Source organism: Algoriphagus sp. Y33, assembly GCF_014838715.1.
Taxonomy (GTDB): domain Bacteria; phylum Bacteroidota; class Bacteroidia; order Cytophagales; family Cyclobacteriaceae; genus Algoriphagus.
The window spans coordinates 2,659,295-2,680,851 of sequence record NZ_CP061947.1; the positions used below are offsets into that span (position 1 = coordinate 2,659,295).

Consider the following 21,557-nt stretch of genomic DNA (forward strand, 5'->3'; position numbering starts at 1 on the left):
TATGAGAAAGGCATACATAACTTCATTGTTGATCTGGATCTCTTTAGGAGCTTGGAGTCAGAATCTTCCAAATACAACTTCTTCTTCAACAGCAAGCAGTCCCCAGACACTTACCATTCCTTCTATCCCATCTTCTGCCAATTTAAATGTGGTTAGGGAATATTTTTTTAACGTGCCTGTTCTTTTGCTGCTGGGTAGTCCAACAAAAGAACAGGCACAAATAAAAACCAGCTATTTTGACGGATTGGGGAGACCAATACAGGATGTGTATTATCAATTATCACCGACTGGTAAAGACCTGGTAAAACCCTATGTCTTTGACACTTTCAAAAGAGAAAAGTATGGCTTGGGGATTTATCCTTCCACCACTGCCACAGGGAAGATCAACCTAACTCCGGGGACTGCCTACACATCCCGGCTATCCACAATTTATACTTCTGAAGGCAACTATTTTACGCGTATTCAGTATGAAAATTCCCCCAACAATAAAGTAATTAAAACCTCAGCTCCAGGGAATAGTTGGTCAGGATCAAATAAAGGCGTCAGTGTTTCGGAAAGGCTGAATGCTTCCAATGAAAACATACGCAGATTTGAATTGGTGGCTGGTCAGACTGAATCCACCTATTTAGGCCTTTATCCAAGCAACGAATTAGTGGTGGAGCGTACTGTGGATGAAGATGGGAAAATATCTGAGATTTTCACGAATTTTCTCGGGCAAAAGATTCTATCTAGGGTGGCCACGGTAAGCAATCCGGGAACAGGATTTTCGGATTGGCTTTGGACATACTTTATATACGACCATAAAGGCCGCCTTGCGTACAGTTTATTACCGGAAGGGGCTAGATTGTGTAACAATGCAGGAAATTGGAATATAGAGTCCAGCACTGTAGCAGGTCATTACTTCAAGTACTTCTATGATTCGAGAGACAGGATCTATCAAAAGAAAATACCGGGGGCAGGGATTGAAGAATATGTTTATGACCACTTGGGCAGAACTGTGATGTTGAGAAACGGCCAGCATAAGACTGCCGGCGAATGGATGGTGTATAAATATAATGATTTTGATCAGATAGGGACTGTAGGAAGGGTTTATAGCAGTACGGCAAGGTCTTCTTATCAAGCCTCTGTCGATTCAAATATGGATTATATCAAAAATCTAACCCTGAACTCTACTGATCAAAGCAATATTTATGGATCATACTCCTTTGGGGGCACATTACAGACCTTCAATACTTCCTTTAACTCCAATTTTGGTACGGTTCCCAAGCCATCTAAAGCTATCCATGGAAAGCTGACGGGGAAAAGATCGAAAATCGACGGAACGGGATCTTATTTGACGGAAGCTTATTTTTATGATGACAGGGGAAATCTGATTCAAAAGAAAGCAATTAACCATCAAGGTGGTACAGACTGGACCACAATGGAATATGATTTTGCAGGAAACTTAATCAAGAGTTACCATGTGCAGAACAATCCTTCTGCCGGCACCCATTCGGTCATCAACCTTCTGAAAACCTATTCCTATGACCATGCAAACCGCCTTGTATCCATCACCCAGAAAGTGAATTCCCAACCTGTACAAACAATAGCGACTTATACCTATGACGAACTGGGGCAATTGATAACAAAAAACTGGAATGGGCTGCAGACAGTGAACTACAGATACAACCCGAGAGGATGGCTGACACATATCAATGATGCCAACCTTTCCCAGTCAGGGGACACTTTTGGGATGCAGATTTTTTATGATTTCGGGTATTCCAGCTCCAACCTGAACGGGAACGTATCCGGAATCCAATGGAAGAGTAGCAGGGATAACGTTAAAAGAAATTATGGGTTTAATTATGATAGGGTTAACAGGCTGACAAGAGCTCATTATGTGGCATACGGAACAGCATGGAACCTGGAGTCAGACAGGTATTCCCTTTCCTCCATATCCTATGATAGGAACGGAAATATTCTTGCCTTGAACAGGCGGGGGAAAACAGCTAACCCCAATACTTTTGGTGTGATTGACCAGTTGGCCTACACCTATTCCGGCAACAGATTGACGAAGATTGAGGACATTATAAGCAGTACATTAGGCTTCAATGACTTTAAGAACGGTTCAAACACCACAACTGAGTATGAATACAACAATGCAGGGTCTCTTACCAAAGACTTAAACAAGGGAATAACAAGCATCACTTACAATTTCAACAATCTCCCCCGGGTGATCCAATTTGGAAGTGCGTCGAACCAAATCACAAACGTTTATGATGCAGAGGGAAAAAAATTATATACTACAGTCGTGACCAACGGAGTATCAAAGACAACCCACTACATCGGAGATTTCATTTATGAAGGCAACACGATCCAGTCATTCTCCCATGAAGAAGGCAGAACAGCTTGGAATTCCACTTCTGGAAATTTTATGGACGAGTACTTTCACAAAGACCACTTGGGGAATATTCGGCAGGTAATCCGGGCACCGGTTACCGACGGCTTTATTGCAACCATGGAAGAATCAGTGTCAGAACAGGAAGAACGGGAATACTCCCAACTGCCAGAAACAAGGATCCTGGACCATAGGCATAACAAGACACCTGGGGGCAATCAGGTTGCCTGGTTAAATGCAGACAGAGGCCGGCTGCTGGGACCGGCAAGGGTTCAGGAGACGCAGGAAGGGGACAGTCTGAATCTGGCAGTGGATGTAATATTTGACAGGAAAAACAAAGGTGGGCTGTTTCCATTCGTCGCTCTGAAGGATGGCACAGCGCCCCAGTTTTCCAATCAGCTACTTGAGTCCGTAGAATCACTATCTCACGCACAGCAAATCAGCCCTCTTTTGGCTTTAAATATAGCCGGTCTCATCCTGAGAGACATTGATAATAGAAAAACGCCGGAAAGCTACCTAATGTATGCGCTGTATGACCAGGACAGCGTGCTGTATGAGCAGGGTAAGGTGATGGTCAGCAATTCCGCAGCAAATGAGCATGAACAACTGCGCAAATCTCTATATGTCAGCAAAAATGGATATCTTGAAACGTTTGTTGTCAATGAAACCGACCAGAATATCTATTTTGACAACCTGATGGTTCAAAGCACCTCTCCTATTATAGTCCAGGAAAACCAGTATTATCCTTTTGGGATGACTATCGCAGGGTTGGATTATAGTTATGAAAACAATAGCAATAGGTATCTCTACAACGGGAAGGAGCGGCAGAGTGACTTGGGCCTTAATTTGTATGATTATGGGGCCAGGATGTATGATCCGGCTATTGGGAGGTGGAGTGTGGTGGATCCGATGGCGGATTCATATCAGGCATATAGTCCATACAACTACACATTGAACAACCCCATAAAATTCACTGATCCTAATGGGATGTGGGTTGATGGACCTAATGGAGGTTTTTTTACAGATGACCCAAGGGAGATAAGTGATTTTATGGGTAGTCAACAAAGAAATGAGGGCAACGATAAAACATATGAAGGCGGTACTTTACCTGAGCATAGCGTAAATGCCCCCAGAGCATTTGATGGGGTATTGGGAAGAGCTGCGGACAAGTGGAGGGATAATAATCTCGGGTATTCTACCTATGGAAAAAGAGCCAGTGAGGGTTTAGGCTACCAAACGCAGTGGTCACAGGATTTCAAAGTGTTTGTGGGTGTTGGATATGGCATGATAAACAATATGCTATTCGCATCACTTGGAACCCTGGGCTATTTAGATGATGCCTATGGCACATATTCAGCCGCTAAGGGGGTACTCAATACAAGTGAAATTCATTTTATGCAGAGTAGTATTAAAAATACAACAGGAAATTTCACTGTTCTTGGAAATGCAGAAGCGTTGGCAAATGGTAGTTTGAACCCAAATGTACTTAGAATGAATGTTTGGAAAGATGCAAGTGGTAAAGTTTGGACACTTGACCATAGGCGACTTGGAGCTTTTAAATTATCAGGGTTAGAGCAAGCACCAATTCAATGGGCAAATCCAAGTAGTCAAATGTGGAAAATGACAACAACAAATGGTGGTACATCAATTAAACTCAAACTTGGTGGTGGTAATAGTATGATTATAAAATAAGAAAATATGACAGACTTTAATAAAAAAATAAACGAGATTAATAGCAAGGAAGACTTCGTCAATTTTGTTGAATTATTAGTTTCTAACTTAAAAAGTAATCCAGAAGAATGGACTAATAAATCTTTACCCGAATACTTAGAAAGTATATCAAGTTGGACGGAAGATATGGAGGGGTATTATCAAAATAATGATATGCCTATCCCTGAAAATATAAATTGGAAAGTATTTGCAAATATTTTGATAGCCGCGAAAATGTACGAATAGATTAGAATGCCGCTAAGACGAGTACCTCGTTGGTGACCAAGTATCCAGCCAATGCGGCAATCTCAGGAACAGCCGAAAGAGTCTTTTTAAGACCAGGTCAAGTAATCGACCGATACGGTTCTTTGGGCGGTAAATGGTTTTCACAACCTGGTGTCTCTTATGGTGCAAGATCAATACCACCTGGCCAAGCTCCTTACATGCAATTTAGAGTGCTCAAGCCTTTTGAAGTAAATCGATCACTGGCATCTCCAGGTATGTTTAGTGGTCAAACTGGATTTGGCATTCAGTTCCAATCACCCGTTGGAGCTAATATCTTGATTAAAAGAGGAATAATTGCTCCATTTTAAAACGAATTGTTATGACTTTAAATGAATTGCATATAAAGCTTAAAGAATTGGGAATCTCTGAAGACCGCTATTACATACATGGTCTTTATGGCTCACCCAATGATGATAACAAACTTGCATTAACAGTAAAAAAAGGAAAGTACACCACCGAATATGAAGTCTATTACAAAGAGAGAGGGGAAAAGCATTCGGAAAGGGTGTTTACAGCAGAAAATGAAGCTTGTCAATATATCTATAAGCAATTGAAGGAAAATAAGGAAATAGAAGATAAGTATTCAAAATGATTGCCTTTGATAAAATAGAAATTTGGTGTTTAAGAATGTTTCTCGTTCTGATAGCATTTTTTCAAATCAGCATCATACCTGTTTATGCAAGTAGTGCGAATTTAGGGTTTAACCCTCATAGCCCTGTTTTGGAAATTTACACCTATGATGAAATCGAAAATTCAAGTTGGGTAGAAGTTAGGAAAAGGCGAGTATTTTCAAAAAGTGAAACGGGGTCAGAGTATGAAGTTTTAGCGGGAGTGGCTAGTGTTGCCGCTAAGGGGAGGATGTGTATTTTGGTCTGGGGGAGATGATGCAATGAATGCCGCAATGAATTATGCCAAAGCTAATGGAATGACAACTTTGGAAATGACAAGGGCAGGTCAAAATTTAATTAAGCTTACTCAGGGTATGCCTTGGGAACGAAGTCATAATCTTAGTCCTAGTGATTTCTTAGGTAATGCTAGCCAAATTTCTGGGGGTGATGAATTTTTAAATATTGGTACTGAAAATTCACAAACAAACCATTGGTATTCTGCGGGCTTAGTTATAGGAGCGTTGTCTGTTAGGTGGAGTGGTGCATATCAAAACATTAAATCTCATAGAGTTTGGTCATGGTAAAAATCCCTAATTACACGAAATATTTGGTCGTTGGACCTACTCCTGAAGAAATAATCGATTCTTTAAAAAAAATTATTAATCAATATGAAAGGGATATTTTATTTTCTAATAGCTTTTATGGAATAATAACAATTATTCATGCTATTGAGTTTTGGTTAAAGGTTATGCCTTTAGCAATGATACTAATCTCCTACGTAATAATAATTATCACGTTTAATTTAATAAGTAAAGATACTGAAACTATATTGATGAATCAATTAAATGGAGTTTTTGAAGAAGGCAATTAAAGTAAACATATAACAGGAAATGATAGACAGTCGGATGCACTATATTCATAAAGACTCTGTAAGAACAGGTTTATAAATCGCTTTGTACTAAAAGTACCTAAGGTTGAACCAATTTCCAATGCCATAAAAGCCGGGTGAGAAAAAGTTACTGAAACATACAACGTGCTCAGTCTTTTTTTCATGAAAGGCAGAAAATTATCCACATTTTAGGGGGATAGCCGGGCGATTTCCAGAAGTCAAAGTGACGGTTGGGAAATTTGATAGTTTCAGGGTTTCGATTATTGATACAAGAGTATTTTTTTGTGGGTTTTAGTTAATTCAGCTTCTGCTTTTCATTCTTATCTCTCATTCTTTCTTTCTTTTCTTGCTTCACTTTCTTGATTCTGCTCCTGAAAATTAAAAATGCGATAATGATCACCGCCGGTATAACGACGAAAATGATCCAGTTGACGGTATCGGAAAAGTCAATCGGGCCTGATGGTTTTGGTATATTTCTTTGGTTTTGGGAATATGATATACCCGGAATCAGGAGAAATACAATAAGACAACCTGAAGTGGAGAAAATATATCTTATGATTTTGTTCATCATCATGGATCGTTCATTTTTTATTACTACCGGAGAAAATTACTTTGAATATTCAACCCGGATAAGAGGGTGAATTATAAGATTGTAGTAAGCACAAAATCTGATCCGGCCTTGCCATTATGGAGGATGGAAATCAGTGTTGTATTTGTCAAAGGCCTTCCATATTCATAAAATCCGTCCAACATAGCTATGCTTGGCCGTTAAGACTTATATTCGACCAGGATACGGTTAATTCGCTGCTGTGCTTTGGCTTGCTACTTGACCGTCCGACTTCGTAATTTTATCAGAAAAAAAATACCTGAAATGAGGAGACATTGCCTACCTGCATAGGCATTCAATTACCTTCCCGTCCCCCCGGCTTCCCCAATAGCTAAGCTTCTCAGCAGTAGATAGACGGAATGTCAGGTAGGCACTTCGCCGCCCTCCGTGTCATCACTCACGACTAAGGCCAATTCAAAGATATAGGGTAATGGCAGAATTATTTGGATAGACTTCATTTCCGAGTGGAAAAACTATGTGATCATTGAGGTGTAAGCAGACTGGGGATAGATGCGTTCTGCCCTCCTTATCAATAGCTTCATATTTTCAGAAAAGAAATGACTTTCCCTGAGGTTGATTCGGGCAATTAAATATATTTGTGATCCTCATGAATAATTAGCTACCCACTAATTTATAGACTGAGACACTTTAGTAGTCAATATAGGAATTTGAAGGCCTTAAAGGAGCCCATTTGATTTTGGGTGCGTGCCCTGCAAGCAGGATGAAAAAGACAGGCCAAAGAGCTATTCGAAAATAAGAAGTATTAAAATATATGAAGAATCTATTTAAGATGAAGAAAGTACAACCTGAATACGGGATACCAAGAGATAATCACCACGGATATACTCTGGCAAATGTTACTAAGGAAATTAGATTTTTTTTTAAAATGCTCATATATAAAAAACATACGCTGTATATCCGCTTTTCTGCCAATAGCCAAACAAAAGCAATATAGGATTTGGCAATCCCGATAGCCATCGGGACATTGAGGCTACTTCGGCCTGCCTCTCCGTGGCGGATCTTCCGGCAAGCAACCCAAAGAAAATAATGCTACTGGCATCATTGCTGATAATCATAAAATACAATTTCAATTTGAAAAGCGATTGTCTTTGCCAAACAAGTTAAAACAATGATTCTCTTACGCGTTTTTAGGTTAGTGAAACTAATTAATCATTCATTCAATTAAGGAATAAATCCTATCACCCATGCTTTTCAATTCACTTGACTTTGCTGTTTTTTTACCGATAGTCTTTATCCTATATTGGTTTATTTTTAAAAATAGCCTGAAGTCGCAAAATCTCCTGATTGTAGCAGCAAGCTACTTTTTTTATGGCTGGTGGGATTGGAGGTTTTTAGCATTGATAGCTTTCAGTACTTTGGTTGATTATATAATAGGGATACTGTTAGACAAAGTTGAAGCGCCCTTCCAACGAAAAAGCCTGTTGGTTATGAGCCTGCTGGTGAATATTGGTTTTCTGGGTTTTTTCAAGTACTACAATTTCTTCCTTGATAATTTTAATACTGCTTTTACAGTTATGGGCATGCCTATAAAAGCCAATTCCCTCTCTATTATTTTGCCTGTTGGAATTAGTTTTTACACTTTTCAAACTATGAGTTATTCTATAGATGTGTATAGAAAAAAACTGCGGGCGACTAGGGATTTGGTGGCCTTCTCAGCTTTCGTCAGTTTTTTCCCCCAGCTTGTAGCCGGGCCAATAGAGCGGGCAACCAATTTGCTTCCCCAGTTTTTCGAAGGGAGAAAGTTTGATTATTTACAGGCGAAGGACGGATTGCGACAGATTCTATGGGGATTGTTCAAGAAAGTTGTCATCGCGGATAATTGTGCAGGGTTTGCAAATACAATATTCAATAACTCTTCAGACTATGAAGGCAGTACCTTGCTGCTTGGAGCTGTACTTTTTGCATTTCAGATTTATGGGGATTTTTCGGGTTATTCTGATATTGCCATAGGAACATCACGCTTATTCGGATTCAGTTTAATGCAGAATTTTGCGTTCCCTTATTTCTCCAGAGATATGGCAGAATTTTGGCGCCGGTGGCATATTTCACTTTCTACCTGGTTTAGAGATTATGTATATATTCCATTGGGTGGCAGTAAAGGAAGTAAAGGGCAACAGATAAGAAATATTTTCATCATATTCTTGATCAGTGGATTTTGGCATGGTGCCAATTGGACTTTTATAGTTTGGGGAGCACTGAATGCCGTTTATTTTATCCCTTTGTTTTTGTTTGGGAAGAACAGACAACATCTCGATACCGTAGCTCCACAAAATAAATATCCCTGCCTCAGAGAATTATTTGCTATGCTGGGCACTTTTACATTAACCGTATTTTCTTGGATATTTTTCAGGGCTGAGAACATGAGCCATGCACTGAGCTACATTGGTGGAATTTTCTCGAAAAAGTTATTTGAACTTCCTGACTTCTCCCTATTTCCCGGAGCGATCACCTTATTGATATTGATAGTTGGATTTCTTTTGGTAGAATGGAGAGGCAGGGCTGGTCACTATGGGATTTCGGGAATGCAAGCAATACCCAGTAAAGCATACAGATGGTCTACTTATTTGTTGATTATCTTGATCATCGATATATTCGGGAATACTTCCGAAGAAATCGAATTTATTTATTTTCAATTTTGATATTATGATGATAAAACTGTTCCTCAAGCAGGTTGCTGTTTTTTTGTTTTTTCTATTGTCCCTCAATTTTTTACTGTTCTTTTTGATTAAGGGGTTTTATATTAAAGATTACGATGAAGTTGATTTGGAGTATTCAGCATACTTGCTGGCGGATTCACATGGCACCCCTCTGGGTGATTTTACTGAAATCCATGCTGTTCATAATTTCTCGGGGCAAAGCGACTCATACCTTGACATGGAGCGTAAGTTGAAATTTCTTATACGGAATACCCCTGTAAAAAAAGTCTATATCAGCGTAGATGACCACACGCTCTCACCGACAAGAGAAAAACAAAATAATTTGGACAGATCAGCATATTATGCAGATCCAAAGGATTTTGGAAGTTACCAAGAATTTATTTATGACAAATACCTAAAATATTATTGTGTTTTTTTGAATGGCAGGTACAGTTTAGTGATAAAAAATTTCTTACAGGATGAATTATTTGATTTTTCGAAGTGGGGCGGAGTCAGGTCAAAGAGTTCCTGGGAAGACTTGTCCGCCTTGGAGCAGACAAGAATAAGTCAAGACCGAATAAACAATTATTTTGAATTTTCATTCCCTTCAGCAAAAATGTCAGGTTCTTTACAAAGGATTATAGGTATTTGCAAGGAAGAGAATATAGAGTTGATAGGTCTGAGGTTTCCACTGAGCAAAACATATGTTGATATGTTGGACGATGAAAGCTACCGTGCAGATAGTATAATGATGAATCATGGATTACGTATTATCGATTTTGATAGTTTGTATCTGAACCAAGACCATATGTTTAGAGATATGGATCATTTAGATAAAGACGGTGGCGAAAAATTTGTAGAGGTTTTGTTTGACAGTCTGACAAACAAAGAAGTCATATAAGTTTTTTTTTGTCTGCTGCTGTGATGCCGTTATTTTCTGTTGGCACTGAACATAAGGTTGTCACTTGTCAGCAAATACGATTGTATCAACTTAATCCTGAAACAGGTAAAAATAACTAACGTAATTAACTGGTTTGAAATCCCCGCAGTAAATTTCGCACGGGCAATGAAGGTCTACTCAGAAGAAATAATGCCATCCCTTCGGGGTTAGTATACGTGATAAAGACGTGTTAAGCTATAATCTTATTATCCCCGCCACAGTGGGCAAGCTCTTCGGGATTTAAAAGCCTGAAATTCTGAGATAGCGATAGAAAATGTTGGATTTTGGTTTCAGGCAAACCCCAAAGAACCTGTCCCGAGAATCGGGAGGTGAAACAAATTTTAAATGCGATATCCCTGTGTAAATCCCCCCTCTATTAATCCTTAACCTTTTACTCTCTTCACTTCACATAGGCCTCAATCAGCCGCTCAGCACATCTCTCCCCATCCATAGCGGCAGACACTATTCCTCCTGCATAGCCTGCTCCTTCACCGCAGGGATATAACCTCTTGATCTGGATATGCTCAAACGATTCCCTATCCCGGGGAATGCGTACAGGCGAGGAAGTTCTGCTCTCTAGCCCGATCAACTGAGAATCATTGGTGTAATAGCCCTTCATTTTTTGGCCAAAAGCCTTGAATGCCACTGCCAAACGCTCGGAAATAAAATCCGGTAACACCTCCCTCATTTCTGCTGAATTCAATCCGGGTTGGTACGAGGTATCAAGCAATGTCGAACTCACTTTCTTCTCTACAAAATCCACCATACGCTGTGCAGGAGCCGCTTGGGTTTTACCTCCAGCCACCCATGCTTTTTTCTCTATATCTGCCTGAAAGTGCATTGCTGCCAATGGCCCAAACTTTTGGTATTCGGGTATATCCTCTAATTCCACCGAAGCCACTATTCCTGAATTGGCAAATTTTCCATCCCGACGGCTTGGGCTCATCCCATTCACCACCAATTCACCGGGGGCTGTGGCTGCCGGCACAATAAACCCACCGGGGCACATACAGAAGCTAAAAACTCCTCTTTGTTTATTTTTGAATTCAGTCTGGTGAACGAGAGAATAAGCTGAAGCCGGAAGGTATGGACCCCGATCCAATCCGCAATGGTATTGAATACTGTCTATAAGATTCTGACTGTGTTCTATCCTTACTCCAAGAGCAAAAGGTTTCGCTTCAATAGTAATCCCCTTCTTGTGTAATAGCTGAAAAATATCCCTTGCCGAATGCCCTGTAGCCAGTATCACTCCTATTCCTGTGATTTTGTCTCCATTTTGGGTTACAACGCCTTTTATTTCATCTCCCTCCAGAATAAAATCTTCCACACGGGTTTCAAACAAGACTTCACCTCCAAATTGACGTATACTTTCCCTCAGATCCTCCACAAGTTTTGGGAGTTTGTTTGTGCCAATATGTGGATGCGCATCCACCAGAATTTCCTCGGTAGCACCATGCGCTACTAAAATTTCCATTATCCTCCGGATATCTCCACGCTTTTTGGATCTGGTGTATAGTTTCCCATCTGAATAAGTCCCTGCCCCGCCCTCACCAAAACAATAATTTGAATCGGGATTTACACTATGTTCTTTATTGATAGCTGCCAGATCACGCCTACGGGATTTGACATCTTTCCCTCGCTCTATTACTACGGGTCTCACTCCCAGCTCTATCGCACGAAGTGCTGCAAATAGTCCTGCGGGCCCTGCTCCTACAATAATGAGAGGATCTTTCTTACTTACATTTTTATATTCCGGCCGGTGATCCAAAAGAGGCGGAGGAGTTTCCTTGAAAAATAGCTCTGCCTGTACATTCACTTTTACATTTCTACCTCTGGCATCGATGGAACGTTTTACCTGTCGGGCAACAGCATCAGTAGAATCTGCGGGAAGCCCTGCCTTTCTTAGTACTACTTCCTGGAAAACGGCAAAATCATAAGCCTCTTTTGGGCTCAATTGTAAGTTGAATTCTTTCTTCATGGTGTAAGGTTTTTATCCTTAAAATGGGACTGCAAAGATACTGTTTTTAATTATGCAACAGCTTCCAAAAGATTGAAGGTTTTTGATAAAAGTCTAGCTTGACTATGGCGTATACGGCAGTTAGGCAAGCTTATCAAGCAAGGTTTACCTAGGAGTCAAAAAGTTCAGATGTATTTTTCCGACAGTCAGTAAACAAGAAAATGGCTACCTTCATCTTTGCTGATAATCATATTCACCGATCAATTAAGTCTGTCCAGAACACCAAATCTAGATGAGTTGGAGATAAATTCAGGCACGATTACTTTCAGGTGCGACACCAACGCCTTTTCGCAATCTTTGCTTACCAATTCCATAAAAACCTCAATCTGTCCATTGATTTTGCGATAACAAGATGGCAGAACCTGAGTGATTTTGATTTTGGGATGATGGGTGATTTTAACCGTTTCAAAGTCATTCAACAGTTCTTCATAAAGCTTCTCTCCTTCTCTCAAACCTACAAAAATTACTTTTATATCTTTATCTACTTTTTTTCCGGAAAGCTGAATCATTTTATGTGCCAGATCGAGAATTTTTAACGGTTCTCCCATATCGAATACATAGATCTCTCCCCCCTCACCCATGATTCCTGCTTCCAGTACCAACTGGCATGCCTCAGGAATTGTCATAAAATAGCGGGTAATTTCGGGGTGAGTCACCGTTAGTGGCCCTCCATTGGCTATCTGCTTTTGGAATATAGGTATAACCGATCCACTCGATCCCAACACATTCCCAAATCGGGTGGTAATGAATTTGGTATAGTGGTTTTTGTGATTTTCGCACAAATATTCATTAAGAGCCTGAACGTACATTTCCGCAGCTCTTTTGCTCGCTCCCATCACATTTGTGGGGTTGACAGCTTTATCGGTGGAGACAAAAACAAATTTATCTACCTTGGCCAATACAGAAATATCCGCCAGTATTTTAGTACCAAGTACATTCGAATGAATGGCTTCTTCGGGATAATTTTCCATCATAGGAACATGCTTATAGGCTGCTGCATGGAACACTACCTGAGGTTTCAAAGTCCTAAAGACTTCCTTTACCTTCTTTTTACTTCTTACATCCCCCAACACTGCTTTTATAGCGCAGAAGGGATAGTTTTCCTTAAACTCCTGCTCCATATTATACAATGCCGATTCAGCAATATCAAACAGAATAAGCAGCTTAGGCTCATAATGACTAATTTGCCTGCAAAGCTCAGAACCGATAGAACCTGCTGCTCCCGTTACCAGGATTACTTTTCCCTGTAGATCCTGTTGAATTCTAGGATTATCCAGGATAATCTGCTCGCGGCTAAGCAAATCCTCAATCTTAACTTCTCTTATTGCTCCGGCTGTCAATCCCCCATTAATCCATTGATCTACGGGAGGAATTATGGAAACAGAAATTTTCAAGCGAAGACATTCGTCAATGATTTCATTTTTTCGGGTTACCGAAAGATCTCTCACTGCGATAATCAATTCTGTAATCCCAAACTGTTTGGCCAACTTCTCCAGATCCCCCAATCCTCTGTAGATCCGGTGGCCAAGAATATGTTTCCCCTCTTTATATGGGTCATCATCCAGGAAAGCTATCGTATTAAAAAGACTTTTACTGTCTTGCTTGATTGCCTCTCTGGCAATAATACCTGCTTCACCTGCGCCAAAGATGACACCGTTTTTATAGGATTTTACCGAATCTCCATTTTTGAAATAGGCAAACAGCTCCTTAACCAATAACCTATAAAAAATCAATAAAATCAGGGAAAACACACTTGCTATAATCAATACAGAAGTAGGCAGAATAAACCGTTCGTGTAAAATATTCCCCCGAAACACAAGCAAAACAAAAAACAGCGCAAAGTTGATAGTAATGGATTTTAATATATTCACTCCGTCCCTAAATCCGGTGTGGCGGATGATCCCTTCCTGACTATTGGTACTTTGCAGGACTAATAGGCCCACGATCATAAAAACAGCGCCGGCAGAAGTAAAATCGTTGGCTTTTATTTCCTGCCATTCAAAATTAAACCTGACCATAAAGGCGAAAGATGCAGAAGAAAATAAAATCAACGCATCTATGAACGCAATTACCCATCTTGGAAGTATTGTAAGCTTTGTAAAGAAACGCATAGTAGTAATATATTCAATTTGCGAGCGTTATAAAACTTTTTAATTAAGAAATAAGTAGAATCCCGGAAGTCCATCTTTAAATATAGCATAAGGGCATAAGCAAAACAATACATATACTACAAATAAAAGTATATAAAACAACAATATACGTATTCAACATATTCAGTCTTAAAAATAAGCAGTCCTAAATAATTTTAAACTCATAAGATTTTATCCCGGGGATTAGTTAGGGACGTAAGCCTATGGGCAAAAAAGGAATGTCCTACTTATAACCAGTCTACACCAGAAGTCTGATTAGGCTTGAAAGCCCTGAATACATTTTCTCTCTATCAACTAAATACACACCTAGTAAAAAAGCTGTATTTTCAATTTTTTTGATCAAAGCTGCATTTCCTAATCCTGGTCAGGTTCAAATCCAGTCTTTGGTTTATCTAAATTCAATATTCGGTTTTACCGCTTCTACATTAGTATCTGATTTGTTGGTACAATAGGGTTTGGCAACGCTGTTTCCCCAAGCATTTCTCTTAAATCAATTTCGATTGCCCTGCTTATTTGTGCCATCGGAATATCATTGGCTCCGCCTTCAAATGGGTTTTCCGTGCTCTCTCCTACCTGCTCTAAAGAAGTGAATACCCAACCTATCATTGCGCTGAATGGTATAGTGAGCCAAACACCATATTCTCCAAGTTTGCTCAATGGCTCCAACAATCCAAACGGAACAAGAATGGTGAGCAACCAAATAAAATACAGACTGATGCTGGTGAACTGTCGAGGATAAGGGAAATTTTTTATCCGTTCACACCTACCTTGATGGGCATATAAGTCTTTCAATTGATTTTCCAGATTCACATAAGGAAACTCTCCGATTAAACCTTTCTTTTTCAACTTTTTCAGATCTTCAGATTGTAAAGCAAGAATTTGCGTTGCACGGTTTTTCTTGGACAAGACATGATTCAAATCCGCCAGTGATAAAAAAGGAGGTAAATCATCCTCTAAATCAACTTCCCATTCGGGTACTTTATAATGGCTCAAATATTCCTTAAAATAAGATTTTGACTGGTTTTCCCAGCTCTGGGGTTTCCGTAATTGATGGCGTAAGGCCGTAAGCCAAGCTAAATGTCTGTAAATGACTCTCTTATGAACTTCCTTCAGAGAGGGGCTGTCACTGTCTGCCTCTTTTTCGGTAATAAAATCCCTGACCATTATTCCCCAAGTACGGCTGTCATTAATGATAGCGCCCCAAATTTTTCTGGCTTCCCATAGACGATTATAAGTTTGTGTATTTCTAAACCCGGCAATAAAGGAGGCTCCAACTCCTACTAAGGCTATAATGGGCCAAGGAATGACAATCCATTGTATTCCAAAAACAGCATATAATACCGTCGGGACAGTGGCTAAAACCAATAACCGATAAATATTCCTCCGCGTCCACGGGATAAAATGTTTGAGTTTATAATAACTACCTGTATTCATATCTATTGCTGTTTGCTTTGCCGGGCGGTGAATTTACTAATCAGAATACCCACTAAAACGACCGTGTAAAACTGCCCCACAATACCAAAAATCGATACCGCTAGTTTGGTGAAATAGCTGGCTGGCAAAATATCACCATATCCAATACTGGTCATTGTAATGCTGCTGAAATAAACGAAATCCATGTATGTGGTCGCGTTGTTTTTGGAGTCTATTCCGCTAAAGCTTCCTGGGTTTTGCGTAAAGCAATATTGCAAAAAAAAGGTTGAGATTTCGATCAACAAGAGATAGCCACAAGTAGAAGCCAGAATAATATCCTGATTGATATAACTCGGCTTGACCAAAAAGCGGATGATTTCATAGAATATAAAAATGAAATAGGCAACATAGGCAATGTTCAGAAAGATGTAATATCCTTGACTATTGCTGAAAAAAGACAGTCCAATGGGCAACGCAAAAACCATTACAAAAAGTAAATTTCGAAGTACATTCTTCCATTTCCCTTTTTCTACAAAGACCCCGATGCTCGCTACGCCCAGAACAAGCATGTTGATAGGCCATATTACGCTAGTGTACAAAGGCAAATCAGTCAGAAAAACACCAATGAACAGATGCTGAAGCAATGCAAAAAGGAGTAGCTCGTATTTGTATTTTTGAATGAAGTCTTTCAATATTCCTTAGCTGATTTCCATGATTTTGTCCATTCAAATCTATCAATAATTTGTCTGTCCTATATCCAATCGTGCGATTTTCCCCTGTCCATTGACTGTAAATTTGAAAAACACTTTGAACGTCCCCCACTGCCCCGCATAAAAATCTCCTGAAAGGTATTTGCCCCCATTTTCTATTTTATCAAAAATCGATGGTGTAAACCTGACAGGTTTTGGTTAACACTACCCTAGTTGCCTGTAGTGCTGCTCCGGATTTTCCCTAAAAATCTTTACAATACGTCCGCAATTCACTCTAACTAAAAGGGTATATCTGTCCTAAATCTAAAAAAATGTACAAAAGGGAGTCCTCAAGCATAAAAAAACTGCCATGCTAGTGTATAGCACGGCAGTTTTTTTAATTCAAACCAAAGTTTTGTCAGTAACCCGGATTTTGTGAGAGGTTGGGGTTGTTGTTCAACTCTCCTTCAGGAATTGGGAAGATTATCTTGCTTTCAGCCTGAGGATGTGGCCGGTGATTAAACCAACTCTTGGTCTGGAATACCCCAAACCGGATGAGATCCTGCCTTCTATGCGCTTCTGCGGCAAACTCCCATCCGAGTTCGTCCAAGAACCCTCCATAAGGGATAACTCCTGAATCCAGGTCTATGCTTCCGTCAGGATTCTGGTAACCATACTGATACCTGCTATTTCCTTCCAACGTTGCTGCTGTTACAGTTGCTTTCGCCGGGTTTGTCCCTGCAAACGCCCTTGCACGTACTTCAGAGACCAAACTTGCAGCTTCTGAACCATTGCCTGTTCTGAGTAGGGCTTCTGCTTTCATCATCAATACATCCGCATATCTGAAAAACGGAAAATCATTATCCAAGCTGCCTGTGGCCCCGGGTTTGATTTGGTATTTGCCTATTCTGTAACCTTCATTGGATGCTGTGGCGGCGATGCCCGGCACTGTCTTGGTATAACTGATCACCACCTCTCCGGTATTGGCATGGAGCTGGGGTCCCATAATCCAAGTATCATACAGTCTGCCATCTTCTTGGTCATAGCTGTCGATAAACTGTGGCACGGCACAGTTCCCTCCCCAAGGGCCAGCCTGCATGCCATACACAAACCTACTCAAGGGATCCAATGTCTTCATATGAACGGTATTTCCCGTACCAAAAATCTCATCGTAAGGGATCGCAAAGATGATCTCCTCATTATTTTGATTTTCCCAATGGAAAATATCCGAATAAACGGGATCCAAAGAATAGGCTCCACCGGCTATAATTTCATTACAAACCTCTATCACCTTCTGCCACTGTGGAGTTCCTGTATAGACTTCCGCATTTAGATAGATCTTTGCCAATAGCGTTTTTGCCACCCAATAATTCATTTGACCATAAGTTGCGGAGGCATCTTGACTCAAATTTGGCAGAGTCCCCTCGATCTCCTCGATTATAAAATTGTAAAGGCTTGCCCGGTCACTTTGCTCAGGCAAACTCACATCCCTAAAATCAGTCACAATGGGCACATTTCCATGATTATCGAGCAAAAGATAATAGGCAAATGCACGGACGGCTTTCAACTCGGCAATCACGGCATCCCTTCCTTCCACAATTGCTATTTCCTCATCTTCTATCTGTGAGATCACCCTGTTTGCTGTAGTGATACTCCTATAAGAGCTCTGCCATAAGTTGGTCGGCTGCCACTGCAAAGGTGTCCAGGTATGTTCATGCATCCTCACATAGGTTCCTCCGTCATACCAGCCATTTGGTCTTGCCGGGGTCACGATTGCATCAGCTGATTCTTCCTGCACATCAAAATGTCCCTGCCATCCCATCATCAATCCTCGCAGGGATCCATATACCGGTGCAATAATGGACGGAATGTCCCGCTCTCCCGGTTGGAAATTTTCAGATAACACCTCCGAAAACACCTCTTCGTCAAGATCCAGACAAGACTGGAAAGTGAAGCTTACTCCTACCATCAAGGCGGAAGCTACTAGTAGTTTATTTATTTTTTGCATGATTAGATCCTTTTAAAATGACACATTTAGTCCCAAAGTGAATGTTCTTGTGGTCGGATATTTATCTCTTTCATCATTACCAGGAGCTAAGCCCAAAACATTGACACCTTCCGGATCAATCCCCTTGTATTTTGTCAAGACAAATAAGTTGAGTCCGGATGCATAGACCCGTGCATTTTTCATAATTCCCCTACCGTCTAAATTGTACCCAACAGTTAGGTTGTCCAATTTCAAATAGTCACCTTTTTCGATGTAATGGCTTACATAGACAAGGTCTGAGTCTAAGCGTTGCCCATATACCGGATCATATGCGGTATTCAGCATATTGTAGGCTATATTTTTGGGGTTTTCGTAGAACATTCGCTGGAAATTCAAAATATCATATCCAAAAGCTCCCCTGATATTCACTTCCAAATCAAACTTCCCATAGCTAAGGGAATTATTGAATCCTAAAATATGCTTTGGAATCCCATTCCCATAGAATTGTCTGTCTTCCTGTACTGCTTCAGTAATTGGAATCACTTCTCCCTCTTTGTTTTCTACCAACCACAGTCCATCTTCATTCACCCCTACAGATTTCCAAACAAAGAATCTTCCAATAGCCCCTCCTACTTCTACCCGGTGGGTGTAATCCTGAATAGGCTCACCGGTACCTCCTGCATTGAAAAACTCCCGTGAAACATCAAATTGGTCATTGGAAAGATCTACGAGTTTGTTTCTATTCGTGGAATACGTAAAGTTGGAATTCCAAACAAACTTGCCTTTGGAGATAGGTGTAAAATTCAACAAAAATTCCGCACCCTCATTCTGCATTGTCCCTGCATTCAATGTCATTGATCCATAAATGTAAGGAGGTGTTGGTACAGGGAAAGCGTAAAGAAGATCATTGATATTTCTTCTATAAAAATCTATCGATCCGCTAAGCCTGTCTTTGAAAATACTAAAATCCACACCAAGGTTGTATTCCACCTTTCTCTCCCATCTCAAGTCCGGGTTGAAGTTTCTTGTAGGAATAAATCCCTGCACCCATTGCCCGCCAATAAATGCACCCTGACCCCTGTCGAAGTTGTAGCTAATCTGGGAAAGGTAAGGATTTCCTACAATAGTCCCTGTCACTCCAACACCTGCTCTAAGTTTGATCTCTTCTATATTCTTGACATCCTTGAGAAAAGGTTCTTTGCTAATCCTCCAACCAACAGATCCGGCAGGAAAGGTTCCCCACTGGTAATTGGCTCCAAACCTGGACGAGCCTTCTCTCCTAACGCTGGCCATCACTAGGTATTTATCATCGAAACTATAGGTAAATCTTCCAAAGAAGCCTGCCAGTTGCCACTTATTTTTGTTACTGCTCATACCCGCCTGTCCATTTGCTAAGGCTGCACCTGCCCCCAGATTATTCCATGTATATAGATCAGTCGGAAAATCCCAGTTACTTGCACCAAAAGCCTCGAAAACAGCATCTTGCCAGCTATAACCTCCAAGAACTGTAAAAAAGTGCTTGCCAATAGATTTATGATAATTTGCCGTGAGTTCCAGTAGGTTTTCATTATAGGTACTGTCTGATCTAGAAGCAGTACCATTTCTGTTGTTGAGCCATGTTTCGGTATGGTTGAAAGTTGTCGCACCACCGAATGTTTTGTTGTTCTGAACATTGGATACCAAGAGCTTCAAATCCAGATTGTCGATGGGATTGTAATTCAAAGAACCACTCATCCTCATTTCATTGAATCTGGATTCGGAAGAATACTCATAGATCCTGGAAATGGGGTTTTCATAGAAATACCCGTCTCTTTCCTGCCAGTTGCCCTGCTCATCCCTAACTCTATCAGTAGGATTTCTGATCATAGCCTGCCGAAACGCATACCCATCGGCACCGCCTCTCTCAGCTTTAACTACTCTATTGATTACCTGAATATTAGCTCTAAGTTTATCATCAAACATGCTGTGATTGAGATCTGCCCTGACTGTCAGCCTTTCCTGACCGGTTCTCAGGAAAATTCCGTCCCAGTTTCTGTAGTTGATTGATCCTGTGAAATTGGTAGTGCTGTTGCCACCGAAAAAAGACAAGTTATGGTTGTGACTAATGGGAGTCTGCAGCATTTCACCTATCCAATCTGTATTCCCGCCATAATCCGTATAGCCAATCCCCTCTTCGGCAATCAATCTTCGGTAATCGTCTCCCGTCAAAAGATTTGGCCTACTTCGTATTGTCTGTACACTCACGTAACTGTTGTAGTTGACCGTATTTCTTCCTGCTGAGTTTTTCCTCGTAGTGATCAAAATCACCCCTCCCGTGGCTCTGGTACCATAGATTGCCGCAGCAGAACCATCTTTCAGGACATCTATGGACTCTATATCCTCCGGTGCAACGGTATTCATGTCACCAGGAACTCCATCGATCAGAATAAGCGGCTGGGAGGTACCATTGATGGAGTTTACACCACGAAGGTTGATCTGCGTACCGGCGGCAGGATCCCCACTTGGTGTTGTTACCCTCAATCCGGCAACTTTTCCCTGAATAAGCTGTGCCGCATCCCTAACTGCCCCTTTAACAAAGTCTTCTTCCTTGACTCCGCCGATAGAACTGGTCACGTCTCCCTTTCGCATCGTTCCGTAGCCCACTACCACTACTTCGTTCATTGAGGTGACGTCAGGCTTCAGTTGGACTTCGATTGTAGACTGGTTAGTAATTACTATTTCTTGGGTCTCATAGCCTATAAAGCTAAACACCAAGACACCACCTTCATCAGGTACATCCAACACAAAATTCCCGTCAATATCTGCTGCCGTACCTTTAGTCGTGCCCTTGAGTACTACACTGACACCGGGAAGAGGTAGCCCATCTTCCGCAGAATAGGCTGTTCCCCTGACCGTCTTTTCTCTGAGACTCAAAGCCCCGGATTCAAATCCTCCATCAGCAAACAGAGACCTCTCCAACATGATCGAACCATAGGTGCTGACTCCTCCATAATGAAGAATAAGCATCACTCCCATGGCTACGATACCTCGTAACTTAGTAAAGTTTTTCATACTATTTATTGGGTTGATATTTAAGATAATATGTCTCTAACTATTAGATCAATACCTATCAGTATGACTTATGAGACAATGGTATAAATTTACCAACACCACTTATGGAAAAATTCATCAAAAGTAACCTATACCAATACTATATTAGCTCATTATGCCCCCACACAGAATAAACAC

At 40.7% G+C, this 21,557-nt stretch carries 17 protein-coding genes; 9 read left to right on the top strand and 8 right to left on the bottom strand.

Translation table 11 applies throughout. The annotated features are described in order from the left end of the window. The first annotated feature begins 1 nt into the window (after nt 1). From ID165_RS10830 to ID165_RS10860, 7 genes are read left to right on the top strand one after another with little or no spacing between them, the layout of a single operon-like run. Complete coding sequence (locus tag ID165_RS10830) at nt 2–4,069, top strand: DUF6443 domain-containing protein (RefSeq protein ID WP_192350457.1); 4,068 nt, start codon at nt 2–4, stop codon at nt 4,067–4,069. 6 nt (nt 4,070–4,075) lie between these two features. Next, nucleotides 4,076–4,333 (top strand): hypothetical protein, encoded by a 258-nt coding sequence (locus ID165_RS10835; protein ID WP_192350459.1) that lies wholly within the window; start codon nt 4,076–4,078, stop codon nt 4,331–4,333. A gap of 32 nt (nt 4,334–4,365) precedes the next feature. Further along, nucleotides 4,366–4,680: a TNT domain-containing protein gene (locus ID165_RS27105; protein WP_225587078.1), complete on the top strand. Its 315-nt coding sequence runs from the start codon at nt 4,366–4,368 to the stop codon at nt 4,678–4,680. Between the two features lie 11 nt (nt 4,681–4,691). Beyond that, on the top strand, nt 4,692–4,964 hold the full coding sequence (locus ID165_RS10845; protein ID WP_192350463.1) for a hypothetical protein: 273 nt from the start codon (nt 4,692–4,694) through the stop codon (nt 4,962–4,964). Next, complete coding sequence (locus ID165_RS10850; RefSeq protein ID WP_192350465.1) at nt 4,961–5,257, top strand: hypothetical protein; 297 nt, start codon at nt 4,961–4,963, stop codon at nt 5,255–5,257. The genes ID165_RS10845 and ID165_RS10850 overlap by 4 nt, the downstream gene beginning before the upstream one ends. A gap of 16 nt (nt 5,258–5,273) precedes the next feature. Beyond that, nucleotides 5,274–5,564, top strand: coding sequence for a hypothetical protein (locus tag ID165_RS10855; protein WP_192350467.1), 291 nt, complete (start codon nt 5,274–5,276; stop codon nt 5,562–5,564). Further along, nucleotides 5,558–5,851 (top strand): hypothetical protein, encoded by a 294-nt coding sequence (locus ID165_RS10860; RefSeq protein WP_192350469.1) that lies wholly within the window; start codon nt 5,558–5,560, stop codon nt 5,849–5,851. The genes ID165_RS10855 and ID165_RS10860 overlap by 7 nt, the downstream gene beginning before the upstream one ends. Before the next feature lie 313 nt (nt 5,852–6,164). On the opposite strand, the gene ID165_RS10865 is transcribed toward ID165_RS10860, so the two are convergent. Together ID165_RS10865 and ID165_RS10870 are read right to left on the bottom strand one after the other, a co-directional pair. Continuing rightward, nucleotides 6,165–6,443, bottom strand: a complete 279-nt coding sequence (locus tag ID165_RS10865; protein ID WP_225587079.1) for a hypothetical protein — start codon at nt 6,441–6,443, stop codon at nt 6,165–6,167. Nucleotides 6,444–7,366: 923 nt separating this feature from the next. Next, a complete protein-coding gene (locus ID165_RS10870; protein WP_192350471.1) occupies nt 7,367–7,552 on the bottom strand; it encodes a hypothetical protein in 186 nt (61 codons plus the stop codon). Between the two features lie 129 nt (nt 7,553–7,681). Here ID165_RS10870 and ID165_RS10875 point away from each other — a divergent pair, with 129 nt between their 5' ends. Both ID165_RS10875 and ID165_RS10880 read left to right on the top strand, forming a co-directional pair. Next, complete coding sequence (locus ID165_RS10875) at nt 7,682–9,136, top strand: MBOAT family protein (RefSeq protein ID WP_192350473.1); 1,455 nt, start codon at nt 7,682–7,684, stop codon at nt 9,134–9,136. A gap of 4 nt (nt 9,137–9,140) precedes the next feature. After that, entirely contained in the window at nt 9,141–10,034 is an 894-nt protein-coding gene (locus ID165_RS10880; protein ID WP_225587080.1) for a hypothetical protein, read from the top strand. A gap of 439 nt (nt 10,035–10,473) precedes the next feature. On the opposite strand, the gene ID165_RS10885 is transcribed toward ID165_RS10880, so the two are convergent. The 6 genes from ID165_RS10885 to ID165_RS10910 all read right to left on the bottom strand — a co-directional run bounded on the left by ID165_RS10885 (nt 10,474) and on the right by ID165_RS10910 (nt 21,380). Next, nucleotides 10,474–12,051: an NAD(P)/FAD-dependent oxidoreductase gene (locus ID165_RS10885; RefSeq protein ID WP_192350475.1), complete on the bottom strand. Its 1,578-nt coding sequence runs from the start codon at nt 12,049–12,051 to the stop codon at nt 10,474–10,476. 239 nt (nt 12,052–12,290) lie between these two features. Next, nucleotides 12,291–14,201, bottom strand: coding sequence for a nucleoside-diphosphate sugar epimerase/dehydratase (locus ID165_RS10890; protein ID WP_192350477.1), 1,911 nt, complete (start codon nt 14,199–14,201; stop codon nt 12,291–12,293). 459 nt (nt 14,202–14,660) lie between these two features. Beyond that, nucleotides 14,661–15,674: a bestrophin family protein gene (locus tag ID165_RS10895; RefSeq protein ID WP_192350479.1), complete on the bottom strand. Its 1,014-nt coding sequence runs from the start codon at nt 15,672–15,674 to the stop codon at nt 14,661–14,663. 2 nt (nt 15,675–15,676) lie between these two features. Then, nucleotides 15,677–16,345, bottom strand: coding sequence for a potassium channel family protein (locus ID165_RS10900; RefSeq protein WP_192350482.1), 669 nt, complete (start codon nt 16,343–16,345; stop codon nt 15,677–15,679). Nucleotides 16,346–16,760: 415 nt separating this feature from the next. After that, entirely contained in the window at nt 16,761–18,350 is a 1,590-nt protein-coding gene (locus ID165_RS10905) for a RagB/SusD family nutrient uptake outer membrane protein (protein WP_192350484.1), read from the bottom strand. Nucleotides 18,351–18,362: 12 nt separating this feature from the next. Further along, nucleotides 18,363–21,380, bottom strand: a complete 3,018-nt coding sequence (locus ID165_RS10910) for a TonB-dependent receptor (protein WP_225587081.1) — start codon at nt 21,378–21,380, stop codon at nt 18,363–18,365. Between the last annotated feature and the right edge of the window lie 177 nt (nt 21,381–21,557).

Bases quoted from the DNA above. Each gene is read 5' to 3' on its own strand.
- ID165_RS10830 (WP_192350457.1), top strand. From the start codon at position 2: ATGAGAAAGGCATACATAACTTCATTGTTGATCTGGATCTCTTTAGGA.
- ID165_RS10835 (WP_192350459.1), top strand. From the start codon at position 4,076: ATGACAGACTTTAATAAAAAAATAAACGAGATTAATAGCAAGGAAGAC.
- ID165_RS10845 (WP_192350463.1), top strand. From the start codon at position 4,692: ATGACTTTAAATGAATTGCATATAAAGCTTAAAGAATTGGGAATCTCT.
- ID165_RS10850 (WP_192350465.1), top strand. From the start codon at position 4,961: ATGATTGCCTTTGATAAAATAGAAATTTGGTGTTTAAGAATGTTTCTC.
- ID165_RS10855 (WP_192350467.1), top strand. From the start codon at position 5,274: ATGAATTATGCCAAAGCTAATGGAATGACAACTTTGGAAATGACAAGG.
- ID165_RS10860 (WP_192350469.1), top strand. From the start codon at position 5,558: ATGGTAAAAATCCCTAATTACACGAAATATTTGGTCGTTGGACCTACT.
- ID165_RS10865 (WP_225587079.1), bottom strand. From the start codon at position 6,443: ATGATGATGAACAAAATCATAAGATATATTTTCTCCACTTCAGGTTGT.
- ID165_RS10870 (WP_192350471.1), bottom strand. From the start codon at position 7,552: ATGATTATCAGCAATGATGCCAGTAGCATTATTTTCTTTGGGTTGCTT.
- ID165_RS10875 (WP_192350473.1), top strand. From the start codon at position 7,682: ATGCTTTTCAATTCACTTGACTTTGCTGTTTTTTTACCGATAGTCTTT.
- ID165_RS10880 (WP_225587080.1), top strand. From the start codon at position 9,141: ATGATGATAAAACTGTTCCTCAAGCAGGTTGCTGTTTTTTTGTTTTTT.
- ID165_RS10885 (WP_192350475.1), bottom strand. From the start codon at position 12,051: ATGAAGAAAGAATTCAACTTACAATTGAGCCCAAAAGAGGCTTATGAT.
- ID165_RS10890 (WP_192350477.1), bottom strand. From the start codon at position 14,201: ATGCGTTTCTTTACAAAGCTTACAATACTTCCAAGATGGGTAATTGCG.
- ID165_RS10895 (WP_192350479.1), bottom strand. From the start codon at position 15,674: ATGAATACAGGTAGTTATTATAAACTCAAACATTTTATCCCGTGGACG.
- ID165_RS10905 (WP_192350484.1), bottom strand. From the start codon at position 18,350: ATGCAAAAAATAAATAAACTACTAGTAGCTTCCGCCTTGATGGTAGGA.
- ID165_RS10910 (WP_225587081.1), bottom strand. From the start codon at position 21,380: ATGAAAAACTTTACTAAGTTACGAGGTATCGTAGCCATGGGAGTGATG.